Annotated in this window: 11 protein-coding genes; 4 read left to right on the forward strand and 7 right to left on the reverse strand. The window is 67.6% G+C overall.

Annotation, left to right across the window (positions count from 1 at the left end; all coding sequences use genetic code 11):
- The first annotated feature begins 53 nt into the window (after positions 1-53).
- The gene (locus AC2EAL_RS16940) at positions 54-5,501 is read left to right on the forward strand and encodes an alpha-2-macroglobulin family protein (protein WP_484725405.1); all 5,448 of its coding nucleotides are present in this window, start codon (positions 54-56) and stop codon (positions 5,499-5,501) included.
- A 130-nt stretch (positions 5,502-5,631) separates the two neighbouring features.
- Positions 5,632-7,674: a penicillin-binding protein 1C gene (gene pbpC, locus AC2EAL_RS16945; RefSeq protein ID WP_484725406.1), complete on the forward strand. Its 2,043-nt coding sequence runs from the start codon at positions 5,632-5,634 to the stop codon at positions 7,672-7,674.
- Between the two features lie 76 nt (positions 7,675-7,750).
- Here pbpC and bktB read toward each other — a convergent pair whose 3' ends face one another.
- Positions 7,751-8,908 (reverse strand): beta-ketothiolase BktB, encoded by a 1,158-nt coding sequence (bktB, locus tag AC2EAL_RS16950; protein WP_484725407.1) that lies wholly within the window; start codon positions 8,906-8,908, stop codon positions 7,751-7,753.
- 130 nt (positions 8,909-9,038) lie between these two features.
- Between bktB and AC2EAL_RS16955 the strand changes: the two genes are divergently transcribed.
- Positions 9,039-10,139: an MFS transporter gene (locus tag AC2EAL_RS16955; RefSeq protein ID WP_484725408.1), complete on the forward strand. Its 1,101-nt coding sequence runs from the start codon at positions 9,039-9,041 to the stop codon at positions 10,137-10,139.
- A 31-nt stretch (positions 10,140-10,170) separates the two neighbouring features.
- Here AC2EAL_RS16955 and AC2EAL_RS16960 read toward each other — a convergent pair whose 3' ends face one another.
- Entirely contained in the window at positions 10,171-10,746 is a 576-nt protein-coding gene (locus AC2EAL_RS16960) for a DUF2585 domain-containing protein (RefSeq protein ID WP_484725409.1), read from the reverse strand.
- Positions 10,747-10,847: 101 nt separating this feature from the next.
- On the opposite strand from AC2EAL_RS16960, the gene AC2EAL_RS16965 reads away from it, so the two are divergent.
- Complete coding sequence (locus AC2EAL_RS16965; RefSeq protein WP_484725410.1) at positions 10,848-11,069, forward strand: hypothetical protein; 222 nt, start codon at positions 10,848-10,850, stop codon at positions 11,067-11,069.
- Between the two features lie 39 nt (positions 11,070-11,108).
- Here the strand turns inward: AC2EAL_RS16965 and AC2EAL_RS16970 are convergent, their stop codons facing one another.
- From AC2EAL_RS16970 to AC2EAL_RS16990, 5 genes are all read right to left on the reverse strand, one after another.
- Entirely contained in the window at positions 11,109-11,843 is a 735-nt protein-coding gene (locus AC2EAL_RS16970; protein ID WP_484725411.1) for a metallophosphoesterase, read from the reverse strand.
- A 100-nt stretch (positions 11,844-11,943) separates the two neighbouring features.
- Positions 11,944-12,531, reverse strand: a complete 588-nt coding sequence (locus AC2EAL_RS16975) for a dimethylsulfonioproprionate lyase family protein (protein WP_484725412.1) — start codon at positions 12,529-12,531, stop codon at positions 11,944-11,946.
- Positions 12,532-12,575: 44 nt separating this feature from the next.
- Positions 12,576-14,168, reverse strand: a complete 1,593-nt coding sequence (serA, locus tag AC2EAL_RS16980; protein WP_484725413.1) for a phosphoglycerate dehydrogenase — start codon at positions 14,166-14,168, stop codon at positions 12,576-12,578.
- A 91-nt stretch (positions 14,169-14,259) separates the two neighbouring features.
- Positions 14,260-15,417, reverse strand: coding sequence for a phosphoserine transaminase (locus AC2EAL_RS16985; RefSeq protein WP_484725414.1), 1,158 nt, complete (start codon positions 15,415-15,417; stop codon positions 14,260-14,262).
- A gap of 97 nt (positions 15,418-15,514) precedes the next feature.
- A complete protein-coding gene (locus tag AC2EAL_RS16990; RefSeq protein ID WP_484725415.1) occupies positions 15,515-16,264 on the reverse strand; it encodes a helix-turn-helix domain-containing protein in 750 nt (249 codons plus the stop codon).
- Positions 16,265-16,456: the final 192 nt, after the last annotated feature.

Below are 16,456 nucleotides of genomic sequence, written 5' to 3' on the forward strand. Positions count from 1 at the left end.
CATGCGACAGTCGGTTCAAGCGGTTGGGCCAATCGGTCAGGGAGGCATTTTCGATGCGTTGGTTTCTGAAAGTGGCGCTGGCAGCGCTATTCGTGGGAAGCGCCGGACTGGCGGCGGCGCAGGACCTGATTCCCGAGCGGCGATTCGTCGTGACCCAGGACCAGGACCTTCCGGGCGGTGACATCGCCAGCGTGTTTGACACAACGATCGAAGCCTGCGAGCGGGCGGCGCTGACCAACGCGCGTGCGACGGCCTATGTGTTCAACACGCGAAACGCGTCCTGTTTCATCAAGAACGGCCCCGGCGCGGGCGAGTTCTTTGCGGGCGCCTATTCGGCCTATGTGATCGAGGCGGATGCCGGGGTACGCGAGGCCGCCACCGCGCGGCGGGGCGAGTTGGCCTTCCTGGCCGACTGGGACATCCAGCCCGCCTTCGACCAGGCGCTGGGGCTCGGGCGGCAGCACACGACGGGCCCCTGGACTGCCGAAGAGCATCTGGCCGCGGCGGTCGAGGCCGAGGGGCGGGGCAGTTGGGGCGAGGCCGCGGCCTTCACCGGGGCGGCCCTGAACCTGACCGACGATGCGGCGACCTGGGGCGAGTTCGCGCGGCGGCAGCTGCAGGCGGGGATCGCGGACAGCAATCAGTCGGGGTATTTCTTCAACCAGGCTTTCCTGTCGTCGATCAACGGCTATCTGCGCGCGGAAAATCCGGCGCTCCGGCACACGATACTGGTGACGATGGCCGAAGTGCTGGAACGGAACGGGCGGGGGCGCGACACGGTGCAGGCCCTGCGGCTGGCGCAGTCCCTGCAAGAGCGGACGGATACGGCGGCGCTTCTGGAAGATGCGATCGGGAAGTACGGCTTCCGGATCGTCGAGACGCTGGTTCAGTCCGACCTGGCGCTTCCGCGGGTCTGCGTGACCTTCTCTGAGGACCTGGTGGCCTCGGGCGTCGACTATTCCACCTTCGTCCAGCTGAAGGACCCCGGCCTGACCGTTGAAAACGGCGGCTGGCGGCAGCTCTGCGTGGCGGGGATGGAGCATGGCAAGCGCTACAGTGTGACCTTCCGCGAGGGGCTTCCGGCGGCGGATGGGCAGGCGATGGCGAAGTCGGTGGAGATCAGCCAGTACATCCGCGACCGCGCGCCGGGGGTGAAGTTCCCGGGACGCGGCTATGTGCTGCCGAAGGCGGGTGATCCCGCGCTGCCGGTGCAGACGGTGAACACCGAGAAGCTGGACCTGGAGCTGTACCGGGTGACCGACCGGAACCTGCTGCGGTCAATCCAGGACTACTATTTCGGCGCGCCGATCAACGTCTATTCCGAGGAATACTTTGCCGACACCGTGGGCGAAAGCCTGTGGACGGGGTCCGCGACGGTGGGCCAGGAGGTGAACAAGGACGTCACCACCCGACTGCCGATGGGCGAGGCGCTGCAGGGCCTGCCTGCGGGCATCTACGCGCTGAAGGCAGCGGTGCCGGGGGTGGACCCCTACAATATCCCCCCCGCGTGGCAGTGGTTCGTGATCTCGGACCTGGGCGTCACCACGATGTCGGGGGTGGACGGGCTGCATGTGTTCGTCCGCTCCTTGGGGACGGCGGGGGCCAAGCCCGGCGTGACGGTGGAGCTGCTGAACCGCGCCAATACGGTTCTGGGCAAGGCCACCACGGATGACCAGGGCTATGCGCGGTTCGATGCGGGCCTGACGCGGGGGACGGGGGGCTCGGCCCCGGCGATGGTGGTGGTGAAGGAGTCGGATCAGGACATCGCTTTCCTGTCGCTGACCGATCCGGAGTTCGACCTGTCGGACCGTGGCGTCGAGGGGCGCGAGGCGGCTCCGCCGGTGGATGTGTTCGTCACGACCGACCGTGGGGCCTACCGCGCGGGCGAGACAGTCTATGTGACGGCCTTGGCCCGCGATGCAGAGCAGGCGGCGGTTGAAGGCCTGCCGCTGACGGCGGTGCTGAAGCGGCCCGATGGCGTCGAGTATTCGCGCCAGCAGGTCGATGACTTTGGCGCGGGCGGGCATGTGTTCAGCCTGCCCATCGCGGGCGCGGCCCCGCGCGGGGTCTGGCGGCTGGAGATGTTCGCCGATCTGGAGGCCCCGGCCCTGGCGTCCAAGACCTTCCTAGTCGAGGATTTCCTGCCGGAACGGATCGACTTCGACCTGACGCTGGCCGATGCGCCCTTGCTCGTCGGGCAGGATTCGGCGGTCGATCTGACAGTGGCGGCGAAGTATCTGTTCGGTGCCCCCGGCGCGGGGCTTGCCATCGAGGGCGAGGTCCTGTTGCGGGCCGCCGAGGGTCTGGAGGCATTCCCCAGCTATGTCTTCGGGCGGCATGACCAGCCGTTCAACGCGGTGATGGAAGCCTTGAACGGGGGCGAGACGGATGAGGCGGGGAACGCCACGATCCCGGTCTTCCTGCCGGTGATCGAGGACCCGCACCGCCCGCTGGAGGCCCGCGTGACGATCCGCGTCGCCGAAGGCTCGGGCCGTCCGGTAGAGCGGCAGGTGACGAAGGCGGTCACTTCGGCAGAACCGATGATCGGGGTGAAGCCGTTGTTCGACGGGGTGGTCGGCGAAGGCAGCGCGGCGCGGTTCCAGCTTCTCGCCGTGCAGGGCGAGACAGCGGTCGCACTGCCGGTCAAGTGGACCGTCTCCCGCGTGCAATACGACTACCAGTGGTACCAAAGCTACGGCAACTGGAGCTGGGAGCCGGTGGTCAGCCGCGAGGTGGTGGCCGAGGGCGAGGCGACTTTGGGCACCGCTCCGGTCGAGGTGTCGGCGGACGTGACCTGGGGGACCTATGAGGTTCTGGTGACGGCGGCGGATGGCGGGAAGGCCGCGACCTCGATGGAGTTCTGGGCGGGCTGGTATGCGCCGGCGGACGCCTCGGCCACGCCGGACACGCTGGAACTGTCGCTGGACAAACCGGCCTACAAGCCGGGCGACACCGCGACCTTGCGGATCGTGCCGCGCGCGGCGGGGACGGCGCTGGTGACGGTGCTGTCGAACCGGCTGGTCGCCATGCAGGCGGTGGAAGTGAAGGAGGGTGAGAACCTCATCCAGCTTCCTGTCACAGACGAATGGGGCGCGGGGGTCTATGTGACGGCCTCGGTCCTGCGGCCGATGGATGTGGCGGCGGGTCGGAACCCGGCGCGGGCGCTGGGGCTGACGCATGCCAGCATCGACCCGGGCGCGCGGGCGCTGAAGGCGACGGTGGAGATGGCGGCAGAGGCGGCTCCGCGTGGGCCACTGGACGTCGCGGTGACGGTGGAAGGGGTGGCGGCAGGCGAGACGGCCTATGTCACCATCGCCGCTGTAGATGTCGGCATCCTGAACCTGACGGGGTTCGAGGCGCCGGACCCGCAGGCCCACTACTTCGGCCAACGGCGGCTGGGCGTCGGCATCCGTGACATCTATGGCCGGCTGATCGACGGGCTGAACGGTGCCACGGGTGAGGTCCGCTCGGGCGGTGATGCGGGCGCGCAGGCGCGGTTGCAGGCGCCTCCGCCCACAGAGCAACTGGTGGCCTATTTCACCGGCCCGGTGGAAGTGGGCGCGGATGGCTATGCGCGGGCGACCTTTGACCTGCCCAGCTTCAACGGGACGGTGAAGGTGATGGCCGTGGCCTGGTCGAAGACCGGGGTCGGGCAGGCATCTGCCGACGTGCTGGTGCGCGATCCGGTGGTGGTGACGGCTTCGGTGCCGCGCTTCCTGTCGCCGGGCGATACCTCGCGGCTCTTGCTGGAGATCGTCCATGCCACCGGGCCGTCGGGCCGGATGAGCCTGGACGTGACTGCAAACGGGCTAACGCTGGGCGAGGTGCCTTCGGGCTTTGACCTTGGTGACAAGGCCAAGGCGGTGTTCGAGGTGCCGGTGACGGCGGGGGATGTCGGGGTGGATACCATCGACATTTCGCTGACGACGCCGGACGGCAAGGTGCTGAAGAAGACGCTGACCATCCCGGTGCAGGTGAACGATCCGGAGGTCGCGAAGATCAGCCGGTTGGAACTTGCGAGCGGCCAGACCTTCACCTTCGACGAGAACGTCTTTGCCGGGTTGGTGCCGGGGTCAGGCAAGGCCACGATGGCCATAGGTCCCCTGGCGCGGCTGAACGCTCCGGGCCTTCTGGCGGCCTTGGACCGGTATCCCTATGGCTGCACCGAGCAGATGACCAGCCGGGCGCTGCCGCTTCTGTACTTCGATGAAGTGGCGCGGGTGATGGATCTTGACGGCGATGATGCGCTGCAGGGCCGGATCAACGAGGCCATTGTCGAGATCCTGGCCAATCAGTCCTCGACCGGTGGCTTCGGGCTTTGGGGTCCGGGCGAGGGCGACTTCTGGCTGGATGCCTTCGTCACCGACTTCCTGAGCCGGGCCAAGGCACAGGGCTACGCGGTGCCGGACGTGGCGTTCAAGTCGGCGCTGGCGAACCTGCGGAATCAGGTGAACTACGCGCCTGATTTCTCGGCTGAAACCAATGGCGGCGGCGAGGCGCTGGCCTATGCGCTGATGGTGCTGGCGCGGGAAGGCGCGGCGGCGATTGGCGACCTGCGCTACTATGCGGACGTGAAGGGCGACGACTTCGCGACCCCGCTCGCGATGGGTCAGTTGGGGGCGGCGCTGGCGTCCTACGGCGACCAGGCGCGGGCGGATGCGATGTTCCGCAAGGCCGTGACGAAGATGGAGGCCGAGGCGCCTGAGCAGGGGCAGGTCTGGCGGGTGGATTATGGCACCCAGTACCGCGATGCGGCGGCCTTGCTGACGTTGGCGGTGGAGGCGGGGTCGAATGCGGTCGACCGCGAGGCGCTGACGGATCGGCTGGCGCGGCGGGGTGGGAACCTTTCCACGCAAGAGACGACCTGGACGCTGCTGGCGGCCAATGCTCTGATCGACCGGCCCGACGTGCAGGGGGTGACGATCGACGGCAAGCCTGCGGACGGCCCGCTGGTGCGGGTGATGGACGCGGGGTCGGTGGTGCCGGTGGTGGTGAAGAACGACGGGCCGGATACGACGGTGACGGTCACCACCTATGGCGTGCCCTCGGAACCCGAACCGGCGGGTGGCAACGGCTATGCGATCACGCGGAGCTATTTCACCATGGCCGGTGAACCGGTGGCGCTAGAGAACGTGGCGGCGGGGACGCGGCTGGTGGTGGTGCTGGAGGTGACTCCGTTCAGTTACGGCGAGGCGCGGCTGATGGTCAGCGATCCGCTGCCGGCAGGGTTCGAGATCGACAACCCGAACCTGATGTCGGCGGGGTCCACGTCCGAGCTGTCGTGGCTGGATACGCTGCAGGACGTCCAGCATTCGGAGTTCCGGCAGGACCGCTTCCTGACGGCGGTCGACTGGTCGTCGGACCAGCCTTTCAAGCTGGCTTACGTGGTGCGGGCGGTGAGCCCCGGCACCTTCCACCACCCTGCGGCAAGCGTCGAGGACATGTACCGGCCGGACTTCCGGGCCAGAAGCGAGACGGGTGAGGTGACGGTCGTCAAGTGACCCACGGGCGAAAGCAGTCGCGCCTCCGTTGTCTTGCGGGGGCGCGGGGTAAACCTCCTCGAGCCCTTCGGGCACTCGTCGGAGGGGCGCCAAGCGAGGAGTGCACGAAGTGCTCGAGGAGCGGCCCGTCATGATCCGCGCACGCTGGTTCATTGTCCTTGCCCTCGGCCTCTGGCTTGCCGCCTTGGGCCGCGACCGGTTCGATGCCTGGATCGACGCGACCATCCTGCCACCCCTGGCGGTGGAGATGTCGGTCGAGGTCCTGGACCGCGATGGCGATCTGCTGCGCGCCTACACGGTGGCCGATGGCCGTTGGCGCCTGGCACTGCCGCCCGACAAGGTGGACCAGGGTTATCTGCGGATGCTCTTGGCCTATGAGGACAAGCGGTTCTACCAGCATTCAGGGGTGGACACGCGGTCCATGACCCGGGCGGTGCTTCAGGCCGTGTGGAACGGTCGCGTCGTCTCGGGGGGCTCGACCCTGACCATGCAGGTGGCCCGCCTTCTTGAGGAAGGCACGACCGGCGAGGTCGGCGGCAAGCTGCGGCAGATGCGGGTTGCCTTGGCGCTGGAGCGGCGGCTGTCGAAGGACCAGATCCTGCAGCTTTACCTGCACCTCGCGCCGTTCGGGGGGAACCTGGAAGGCGTCCGGGCGGCCTCGATCAGCTATTTCGGCAAGGAACCCTACCGCCTGACGCCCGCAGAGGCGGCGCTCCTCGTGGCGATCCCGCAATCGCCCGAAACCCGCCGCCCGGACCGCGCCGCCGACCGTGCGGAAGCCGCGCGGAACCGGGTGTTGGCGCGGGCGGTGGGGGAAGGCGTCCTTGACCCCGAGGAGGCCGAGGCTGCCTTGCGCGAGGCGGTGCCGGGCCTCAGGAAGCCCTTCCCGGCCTTTGCCCCCCATCTGGCCGACCGCGCGCGGGCGGATCAGCCGCAGGCGGGGGCGCACCATTTGACCCTCGACCGCGACCTGCAGAAGAAGCTGGAGGCGCTGGCGCTGGAGGCGGTGGAGGGCCGGGGGGACCGGTTGCAGGTGGCGATACTGGTGGCGGACCATGCCTCGGGGGAGGTCCTGGCCAGCGTCGGCTCGGCGGGGTATCAGGCCGACCTTCGACAGGGGTTCGTCGACATGACCCAGGCGCTGCGGTCCCCGGGCTCGACGCTTAAGCCGCTGGTCTATGCCTTGGCCTTCGACGAGGGGCTGGGCCACCCCGAGACGATGATCGACGACAAGCCGATGGCCTTCGGCACCTATGCGCCGCAGAACTTCGACAAGCTCTACATGGGTACGATCCGGATGCGCGAGGCCCTGCAGCTGTCGCGGAACATCCCGGTGGTGGAGCTGACCGATGCGATGGGACCAGCGCGGCTGATCTCGGCGATGGAGAAGGCCGGGATGAAGCCCGTGTTCCCCGGCGACCAGCCGGGCCTCGCCATCGCGCTGGGGGGTGTGGGCGTCAGCCTGTCCGACATGGTGCAGCTTTACGCAACATTGGCGCGGGGGGGCGTGGCGCGGCCTTTGGTCTGGCGGCAGGACAGCGCTTGGGCGGAAGGGCAACGGGTGGTGTCGGACGTTGCGGCCTGGCAGGTCGGCGACATCCTGGCGGGCCTTGCGCCACCGCCGGGGGCACCGTCGAACCGGCTCGCCTACAAGACCGGGACCTCCTACGGCCACCGGGATGCCTGGGCCATCGGCTATGACGGGACGCATGTGATCGGGGTCTGGATGGGTCGGGCGGATGGCACCCCGGTGCCGGGAGCCTTCGGGGCCGATGTGGCAGCCCCGGTGCTGTTCCAGGCCTTCAACCGCCTGAAGGGCAAGCTTGACCCGCAGCCCCCTGCCCCGGCCTCGACCTTGCTGGTCGCCAATGCCGAACTGCCGCAGCCCTTGCAGCGGTTCCGGTCACGGTCCGCCGTGTTCGAGGCAGAGCCGGACGCTCCCGCCGTGGCCTTCCCCCCCGATGGGGCCGAGGTGGAACTGCTGGCCTCGGGTCTGAAGGTGAAAGTCGCGGGCGGGACGGCGCCCTTCACCTGGCTGGCCGACGGTGTGCCGGTGGTGGTTGGCCTTGACGCACGCGAGGCGATGCTGGCGATGCCGGGAGCGGGCTTCGTGACGCTGAGCGTGATCGACGCCGAAGGGCGGTCGGACCGGGTGCAGGTGCAGGTGCGCTGAGGGTCTGCTCGTCGATGACTTCGTCACTCCTCGCGTACGGCACAGCGAGGAGGAGACGAAGTCGAAAGAGGAGCGATCAGGCGCGTTCGATGGCCAGCGCGATGCCCTGGCCGCCGCCGATGCACATGGTGATCAAGGCTGTGCGCCCGCCGGTGCGTTCCAGCTCGTGCAGGGCTTTGACCACCAGGATCGACCCCGTTGCGCCGACCGGGTGGCCCAGGGCAATGGCCCCGCCGTTCGGGTTCACTTTCGCCGGGTCGAGGTCCAGCGCGCGGGAGACAGCAATGGCCTGTGCAGCGAAGGCCTCGTTCGATTCGACCACATCGAAGGACTGCGGCTTGACGCCGAGCTTCTTGCACAGCGCCTGCACCGCCGGGATCGGGCCAAGGCCCATGACCTTGGGGTCTACGCCCGCCAGCGCATAGCCCATGATGCGCGCGCGGGAGCCCTTGTCGGACCGCGACAGGACCAGCGCCGCTGCGCCGTCGTTGATTCCGCTCGCATTGCCTGCCGTCACCGTGCCGTCCTTCTGGAAGGCGGGCTTCAGTCCCGCCAGGGCCTCGGCGCTGGTGGTCTTCGGGTGTTCGTCCAGGGCGAAGATCGCGGGGCCCTTCTTGCCGCCGACCTCGACGGGCACGATCTGGCTTACGAACCTGCCTTCCGCGATGGCGCGGGCGGCGCGGGTCTGGCTTTCCAGCGCGAAGGCGTCCTGATCCTCGCGGCTGATGCCATGCTGCACGGCGACGTTCTCGGCCGTCACGCCCATGTGCCCGGTCCCGAACGGACAGGTCAGCGCGCCGGTCATCATGTCGAGCGCGCGGGTGTCGCCCATCTTCTGGCCAAAGCGGGCGGCGGGGAGGATGTAGGGCGAGCGGCTCATGCATTCCGCCCCGCCCGCCAGCGCCAGGTCGGCGTCGCCGAGCATCAGCGCCTGGACGGCCGAGACCACGGCCTGCGCGCCGGAGCCGCAGAGGCGGTTGACGTTCATCGCGGGTGTGGTCTCGGGGATGCCTGCGTTCATCGCCATGACGCGGGACAGGTACATGTCGCGCGGCTCGGTGTTGATGACATGGCCCATGACGACCTGGCCGATCTGCGCACCCTCGACCCCGGCGCGGGCAAGGGCGGCCTTCGCGGCGTGGGTGGCGATATCAATGGGCGGCAGGGCAGCGAGCGAGCCGCCGAAGCCGCCGATGGCGGTGCGGGCGGCAGAGAGGATGTGGATGTCGGTCATGGCGTCCTCCTGACGGGTGGAAGCAATTTGCACGATGGATGGCCGGTTGCAGAGGCGGACGTCACGTCACGGGCAGCATTGACATGCACTGACGGTCGCGGGAGAGGGGGCGGGCAAGCAGGAGAGCGACGTGAAAGACCTGATCCGGGCCCATCTGGGGCTGCTCATCGCCGGGGTGGCGACATTCGTGATGATGGGGGCGGGGCAGGCGCTGTTCGGGCCGGCGCTGCCGGTTTATGTGCGGGACTTTGCGCTGAGTGATGGCGAGGCGGGCCTGTTCGTGGCGCTTCTCTGGGTCGGCTGCTTCCTTGGCGTGGGGCTGATGTATTTCAAGGGCGCGCTGATCGGGCCGCGGCAGACGCTGGCAGTGATGGCGGCGGGCGCCGGGCTGATGGCGCTGGGGCCGACCTGGGTGCTGATCCTGGCGGGCGGGATGCTGTTCGGGGCGGGCTATGGCATGGCGACGGCGGTGTTCAATCCACGCGTGATGCGGGCGTTCGGGGCGACGGGGCCGTCGATGCTGAGCCTCTTGAACGCGACCTTCGGCGTGGGGGCCATCGCCGCGCCGCTGGTCTTCGTCTGGGTGGGCAGCGATCCGGCCTGGGCCTTCGGGATCGTGGCGCTCGCGCTGGTGGCGATCTGGCTGGGCGCGGGGGCGGCGGGGCGCGAGGGCGGGACGCAGGCGGGCGAGGTCAAGGCGTTCCGGCCGCAGTGGGGCATCCTTGTCTTTGGCGCGGTCGCCATCGGGATGGAGGCGAGCCTAGCGGGCCTTGGCCCCACCGCGCTGATCCGGGCCGGCGTTGCGGAAGACACCGCAGCGCAGCTCCTCAGCGCGTTCTTCGTGGTGTTCCTGCTGGCACGGGTGGTGCTGATCTTTGTCGCGCACCGGGTGCAGCCCTTTGTCCTTTACACTGTGGCGGTCGGGTCAGCGGCTTTGTTTGCCCTGGGCGCGGTATTCCTGGCGCCGGGGCCGTTCTTCGTGGCGATGGGGGCGTCGACGGGCCTGTTCTTCCCGGGCTTCTACGTGACCGCCAGCGGCAAGATGGGTGAGGACCTGCGCGTGCCGCCGACCATCGTCGCCTCGGGCCTTGTGGGGGCAATCGTGACGCCGCTGGTCCTTGCGCCGATGAGCGCCGGGATGGGCGACCGGGGCTTCTTCGTGCTGGTGGCGGCGATCCTGGTGACAGTCAGCGCGGCCGCGCTTTTGTCGCTACGGCGGATGCGGGTCTGAGAGCACGAATTTTCGGCGAAAATTCGGGGCCCTAGCGCCCCGCCTGCCATTCCGCCACCCAGTCGAGCGGGTAGAGGAGCATGAGAATGTTGAGCGCCAACCCGTCGCGGATCAACCAGATCGTGACCGCCTCGAACAGCACGATCAGCGCCACCGTGGCCCAGACCGGCAGCTTTGACGCCAGCCAGAAACCGACGATCATCGCGACGATATCGGCCACCACGTTCAGCACCGAGTCGCCGTAGTAGTCGAGCGAGATCGTCACCGTCCGGTAGCGTTCGATCACAGCGTCCGAGTTCTCGACAATCTCCCACGCAGCCTCGATCAGGGTGGCGATGGCCAGCTTCCAGCCGAAGGACAGCCGCCGGGCCACAAGCCACAACAGGCCGAAGAACAGGAAGCCATGGATGATGTGGCTGGGGGTGTACCAGTCGCTGATATGCTGCGAGTTTTCGGAACTCACCACCTCGCCATGCCACAGCTTGATGTAGCCGCATTTGCAGATCGGCTCACGCCCGATCCACAGAAGGTAAGCGGCAGAGAGTAGGATGATCCCCAGCGTGACGAGGATCGGGGTGAGGCGGTTCGGCGAGCTTTGACTGTTCATGGCGCAGAGGCAAGCATGCGGCCAAGCGCCGGTAAAGTAGTATATTCCAGAGGTCGGGACGAATCCTCGCGTCCTGTGGCAGGCCTGCAGGAGGCAAGGCGATGGAAGAAAAGAACCCCTGGCGCTTTGGTCCGACGCGGGGCGAGCTGTGGTTCTGGCTGTGGATCAGTGTGGCCGGCTACATGATGTTGGGCGCCCTTCTGGCCGTTCGTGGCATGCCGGACGGCCCGGCCTTTGTCGAAGTGTTCGGAATTGGCGCAGTGGTCTTCGGCTATCTCGGTGGCCGGTCGGTCAAGCGGCTGATCCGGCGGCAGCATCCCTGAAGGGGCGGCTCATCGATCGCTGCCGCTCACTCTTCGCGGTCAGCGGCGGATGGGCAGGGATTGACGGCCTTGTGGGGTCAGAAGCGCGGCTTCGCGGCCCTCGATCACCACGGCGGACAGGGGGCCGCCATAGGCCGCGCCCGAGTCGAGGTTCAGCCGGTTGCCGTAGTGGGTCGCTGCCTCGATGGCAGTGTGGCCGTGGACGATCAGCGGGCCGTGGGGGGTGATCTCGCTCAGGAAGGGCTCGCGGATCCAGACCAGGTCGGTTTCCGCCTGCTCCTCCAGCGGGATGCCGGGCCGGATCCCCGCATGGACAAAGGCGCAGTCTCCCGCCAGGTGCAGGGTCGGACGGGACGCCAGAAAGTCGAGATGCGCCTTTGGCACCAGGTCCCGCGCCTCGGCATGGACCTTGTCGGTGGGGCGATCACCGGCGTTTACGACGCCATAGGAGCGGAGCGTATCCGGCCCGCCAAGCTTTGGGTGCAGCCAGCCGAGGTCAGCGCGCAGGCCGGGTTCGGGCTCGAACGGGTTCCGCAGGAAGCGTGAGAACATCCGGTCGTGGTTGCCCTTGAGGACCACCCAGTCCTGGCCCTGCGCGATGCCCTGCATCAGGAAGTCGATCACCCCCCGGCTGTCCGGGCCACGGTCGACGAGGTCGCCGAGGTGGATCACGGGGCCCGGCCCATGCCGCGCCATGTCGTCGGCGATCAGGTCATGCGCGGCCTGCAGAAGGCCGATATGCCCGTGGATGTCGCCGATGGCGTAAAGGTGCATGGGGTTCCCTTGGATAGCCCCGGGGGTTTCACACCCCCGGACCCCCGTGGAGTATTTGGGAAAAGAGCAAGCTGCAAGACGGTGAGGTTTCGGGTGCGGGTCAGGCGTCCGGGTCGGGCAGCATCCGGTAGCTGTCAAAGCCGATGTCGCCGGACCAGCGCCACATGGCGAGGAAACCTTCGGGGCCGGCGCGCATGGCGTGGGGCAGGTTCGGCGGGTGATGGATGGGCTGGGCTACGGTCGTCTGGAACCGACGGTCGCCGGCCTGCCAGAGGGCGCTGCCTGCGAGGACCGTGTAGGTCTCGGCGGCGTTGTGGGCGTGGAGCGGGTAATAGCTGCCCGGGGCCTGGTAGAAGAGGCCGAAGAGGAGGGTTTCGGAGGGGATTGGTCCCTCGGGGCCAAGAAGCGTGACGATGGACTTGATCGCGCGCAGGCCGGTCGGCTGCAGCGAGGCGGCGGGACTGTCGGCCCAGGGGAGCCATTGGTGCGCGTCGTGGATCAGGCGCGCGGCGGGATGGCCGGGCAGGCTGGCGGTGTGCAGGATGCCAGGGGAGAGGGTGGATGCGGCCCGCGCCGGAAAATCGGTGCCCTTAGCGGCGCGAAGGTCTGCGGCAGTAGCTTGCGCCTCGGCGCGTGGCTCGGTCGCCGTCAACTCGGCGAGTGCGTGGAGGAGATCGGGAAGAAGCATGGGGGCCTCGGCGCGGGCGGGGTGCCCGGCCGAGGCAGGATTTCCTAGGCGACGTCGAACTGCAAGGCTTTCACTTGCTGGAACATGCCGGTGCCTTCCAGCGTCTCGATCACGCGTGGGTCGATCGGCTGGTCAAGGTAGAGGATCGCGATGGCGTCCTGGCCCACGCCCGAGCGGCCGAGGGTGAAGTTCGCGATGTTGACGTTGTTCTTGCCCATCGTCATGCCGAGAAGGCCGATGATGCCCGGCACGTCCTCGTTCGTCGTGTACAGCATGTGCTGCCCGATCTCGGCGTCGATGTTGATGCCCTTGATCTGGATGAAACGCGGCTTGCCGTCCGAGAAGCAGGTCCCGGCGACCGAGCGTTCGCGCTTGTCGGTCACCATCGTCACCTTGATGTAGGCGTCGAAGACCCCCGTCTTCTCCTGCCGGGTGGTGGAGATCTGGATGCCCTTGTCCTTGGCGACCACGGGGGCCGAGACGAGGTTGACGTCGGGGTTGTGCGCCTTGAGGACGCCCGCGATCACCGCCTGGTTCAGCGCGGCGAGGTTCATGTTGGCGACCGTGCCGTCGTAAAGGATGTTGATGGCCTTGATCGGCTCGTCGGTCATCTGGCCGATGAAGGCTCCCAGATGCCCGGCCAGCTTGATCCACGGTCCCATCACCGCGGCCTCTTCGGCGGTGACGTTCGGCATGTTAAGCGCGTTCTGCACGGCGCCGGTAAGGAGGTAGTCCGACATCTGCTCGGCGACCTGCAGCGCCACGTTTTCCTGCGCTTCCGTGGTCGAGGCGCCGAGGTGCGGGGTGCAGACGACGTTCGGGTGGTTGAAGAGCGGGTTTTCGGTGGCGGGTTCGGTCTCGAAGACGTCGAGTGCCGCCCCGGCGACATGGCCACTGTCGAGCGCGTCCTTCAGCGCCGCTTCGTCGATCAGCCCGCCGCGGGCGCAATTGATGATGCGGACGCCCTTCTTGGTCTTGGCGAGGTTCTCGCGGCTCAGGATGTTGCGGGTCTTGTCGGTGAGGGGGACGTGCAGCGTGATGAAGTCGGCGCGGGCGAGGAGGTCTTCCAGGTCGACCTTGGTGACGCCCAGCTGCTTCGCGCGGTCGTCGGACAGGAAGGGGTCATAGGCCACGACCTTCATCTGCAGCGCCACGGCGCGGTCGCAGACGATGCCGCCGATGTTCCCCGCACCGATCACGCCCAGGGTCTTGTTGAACAGCTCCACCCCCATGAACTTGGACTTTTCCCACTTTCCGGCGTGGGTAGAGGCGTTGGCTTCGGGGATTTGCCGGGCAACAGCGAACATCATGGCGATGGCATGTTCTGCCGTGGTGATCGAGTTGCCGAAGGGCGTGTTCATCACGATGACGCCCTTCTTGGACGCCGCCGGGATGTCGACGTTGTCCACCCCGATCCCGGCGCGGCCCACCACTTTCAGGTTGGTGGCGTGTTCCAGCAGCTTCTCGGTGACCTTGGTGGCCGAGCGGATGGCAAGGCCGTCGTATTGGCCGATGGCGGCGGCAAGCGCCTCCTTGTCCTTGCCGAGCTTCGGCAGGTAGTCGACCTCGACCCCGCGGTCGCGGAAGATCTGGACGGCGGTTTCGGAGAGTTCGTCGGATACGAGGACTTTGGGCATGGTTCGGGTCCTGAATTGGGTGGGGAAGGTGGGCGGATCGCCCACCCTACGGAAGGGGGTGTGTAGGGTGCGCTACAGCGCACCGCCGCGTTCACGCGGCCTGCGCGAGCGCCGCGATCTCGGCCTCGAAGGCATGGGCGATCCAGGGCATCAGCGCCTGGACGTCCGAGGTCTCGACCGTCGAGCCGCACCAGATGCGCAGGCCCGGAGGCGCGTCGCGGTAGGCGCCAAGGTCAAAGCCCGCGCCGGCCTTCTCGATCCGCTTGGCGACGGCCTTGGCGAAAGCCTCGCCGTCGGTGATGCGCGGGTCGGTGAACTTGAGGCACACGCTGGTTGTGGACGCCGTTGCCGGGTCCTCGGCCAGGTTCGCGATCCAGGGGTTCTGGGCGCAGAAGTCCCAGACGACCTTGGCGTTGGCATTGGCGCGGGCGATCAGGCCCTTGAGGCCGCCGATGGACTTCGCCCATTTCAGCGCGACGAGGTAATCCTCGTTGGCGAGCATCGAGGGGGTGTTGATCGTCTCGCCCTGGAAGATGCCTTCGATCAGCTTGCCCTTGGCAGTCAGCCGGAAGATCTTCGGAAGAGGCCAGGCGGGGGTGTAGGTCTCCAGCCGCTCCACCGCGCGGGGCGACAGGATCAGGACGCCATGCGCGCCCTCACCGCCCAGGACCTTCTGCCAGGAGAAGGTGGTGACATCGAGCTTGTCCCAGGGCAGGTCCATTGCAAAGGCCGCGCTGGTCGCGTCGCAGATCGTCAGGCCCGCGCGGTTCGCGGGGATCGCGTCACCGTTCGGCAGGCGCACGCCCGAGGTGGTGCCGTTCCAGGTGAAGACCACGTCCTTGTCGAAGTCGACCTGGGCAAAGTCCACGATCTGGCCGTAAGGCGCCTTGCGGACGGTCGCGTCCAGTTTCAGCTGCTTGACCACATCGGTCACCCAGCCCTCGCCAAAGCTTTCCCAGGCCAGCATCTCCACCGGGCGGGCACCGAGAAGCGACCACATCGCCATCTCGACCGCGCCGGTGTCCGAGGCGGGGACGATGCCAATCCGGTAGTCGGCCGGGACGCCGAGGATCTCGCGCGTCAGGTCGATCGCCTCTTTCAGCTTGGCCTTGCCGACAGCGGCGCGGTGGCTGCGGCCCAACGGCGCATCAGCCAGCATGTTCAGGGTATATCCGGGGATTTTCGCGCAAGGACCCGAGGAGAAACGCGGGTTGGCCGGGCGCGAGGCCGGCGGGGTCAGGTCTGTCATGGTAGCCTTCCAGCTAAAAGCCCTTCGTTGGGGAAGGGTGTCCCAAGACCGGACCTACGCCATCGATGGGACTCCGTCAAGAACCAAGGGCGGGGGGTCAGCGCCTGGGCATAGCCGGGCCGGGAAGGCTGACCCCGCCGCTCATCGGCTCGGGGTCGGGGCCATCGATCAGGATATCGGGCGGGCTGGCCGCCACCAGTTTTGCGCGGTCGGTGATCGTCACCGTCTGGCCCTTCAGCGAGACCCCGTCCGCCTCCAGCGACTTCAGCGCGCGGGACAGGTTCTCTGGCGTCATCCCGAGGTAAGAGGCCACCAGCCGCTTCTCGACCTGCAGCACGAACCGGTCCGCGCCCCCGGCCTGCTGCGACTGTTCCAGAAGATAGCTGGCGATCCTTTCGCGTGAGGTGCGCAGCTTCAGGTTCTTCGCATGGCGGGCCATGAACCGGAAGGCCCCGGCCAGTTCGCCCACGATGGACACCGCGAATTCGGCATCGCTGCGAAAGATCGCCCGCAGGTCCGAGGACGGCACCAACAGGACCCGCGACGGCTCCAGTGTCCGGGCCGACATGAGGTAAGGCAGGTCGCGGATGCAGGCGGCCAGGATGAAGGTGCCGACCGGGCGCACCACCGCCATCGTCGTGCTGCGGCCTTGCCAGTCGGCATGCAGTTCGACGCTGCCTTCGACCACCACATGCAGGAAATCGGCACGGCCGCCCTGGCGGATCAGCTCTAGTCCCGCAGGAAACTGCTGGGCATAGGCCGCCTGCATCAGCGCGGCAAAGTTGGCTTGCAGCATGTTGCGGAACAGGGGCAGCTGCCGGATTTCCGCAAGATCTTCGGGGCGCATCGGGTGTCCTGACTGGGTTGACGCAATTCAGGACCGGCGGCGACGAAAGTCAATCCGCGCCGCGAATTCAGCGACTTCCCCAAGCCGAAGGCTGCCGCAAACCGGGGCGGGCCCCATGGCTCCACCTGGCCTTGGTCCGGAAGTGGAGCCAAGTGCAGGGTCGAGATTTATCACCATTTGATCTTTATCAAT

Source organism: Tabrizicola sp. T74 (genome assembly GCF_057219935.1).

What these genes read in the sequence shown, in the direction of transcription:
- AC2EAL_RS16940 (WP_484725405.1), top strand. Translation starts at nt 54, where the DNA reads ATGCGTTGGTTTCTGAAAGTGGCGCTGGCAGCGCTATTCGTGGGAAGC.
- pbpC (WP_484725406.1), top strand. Translation starts at nt 5,632, where the DNA reads ATGATCCGCGCACGCTGGTTCATTGTCCTTGCCCTCGGCCTCTGGCTT.
- bktB (WP_484725407.1), bottom strand. Translation starts at nt 8,908, where the DNA reads ATGACCGACATCCACATCCTCTCTGCCGCCCGCACCGCCATCGGCGGC.
- AC2EAL_RS16960 (WP_484725409.1), bottom strand. Translation starts at nt 10,746, where the DNA reads ATGAACAGTCAAAGCTCGCCGAACCGCCTCACCCCGATCCTCGTCACG.
- AC2EAL_RS16965 (WP_484725410.1), top strand. Translation starts at nt 10,848, where the DNA reads ATGGAAGAAAAGAACCCCTGGCGCTTTGGTCCGACGCGGGGCGAGCTG.
- AC2EAL_RS16970 (WP_484725411.1), bottom strand. Translation starts at nt 11,843, where the DNA reads ATGCACCTTTACGCCATCGGCGACATCCACGGGCATATCGGCCTTCTG.
- AC2EAL_RS16975 (WP_484725412.1), bottom strand. Translation starts at nt 12,531, where the DNA reads ATGCTTCTTCCCGATCTCCTCCACGCACTCGCCGAGTTGACGGCGACC.
- serA (WP_484725413.1), bottom strand. Translation starts at nt 14,168, where the DNA reads ATGCCCAAAGTCCTCGTATCCGACGAACTCTCCGAAACCGCCGTCCAG.
- AC2EAL_RS16985 (WP_484725414.1), bottom strand. Translation starts at nt 15,417, where the DNA reads ATGACAGACCTGACCCCGCCGGCCTCGCGCCCGGCCAACCCGCGTTTC.
- AC2EAL_RS16990 (WP_484725415.1), bottom strand. Translation starts at nt 16,264, where the DNA reads ATGCGCCCCGAAGATCTTGCGGAAATCCGGCAGCTGCCCCTGTTCCGC.